The sequence below is a fragment of the Stenotrophomonas sp. SrG genome (assembly GCF_050031795.1).
Lineage (GTDB): Bacteria > Pseudomonadota > Gammaproteobacteria > Xanthomonadales > Xanthomonadaceae > Stenotrophomonas > Stenotrophomonas rhizophila_A.
In genome coordinates this window covers 1-240 of sequence record NZ_JBNBBE010001095.1, presented here as the reverse complement: position 1 = coordinate 240, position 240 = coordinate 1, and the positions used below count along the sequence as shown (strand labels likewise).

The 240-nt window shown below is 75.4% G+C and carries 1 protein-coding gene; it reads right to left on the bottom strand.

The features are described 5' to 3' along the window. Window positions 1-11: 11 nt before the first annotated feature. A partial coding sequence (locus ACQG3P_RS22850; protein WP_426806324.1) for a hypothetical protein occupies window positions 12-240 on the bottom strand: 229 nt, incomplete at its 5' end.

The following is a 240-nucleotide window of genomic DNA, read 5'->3' as shown; positions in this document are numbered from 1 at the left end:
GGGCAGGGGGATCAGTCGCGGCTGCCTGCCAAGACGCCGGGGTCGGCTCCGTGTTCGGGACAGAACGGGCGGCTCGAGGTCATGTCGCCGGGGGCCACGGCGTGCTCGTCGACGGCGGGGAGGGGCGGGGCCAGGGCGTCCTCGGACCTCGTCGGGACGAAGCACCACCTCCGCTGGTCACCAACGAACCCGTGGCGGCCGGACAGCCCCAGCTGCGGGCCGAGCAGGCCGCTCTGGCGG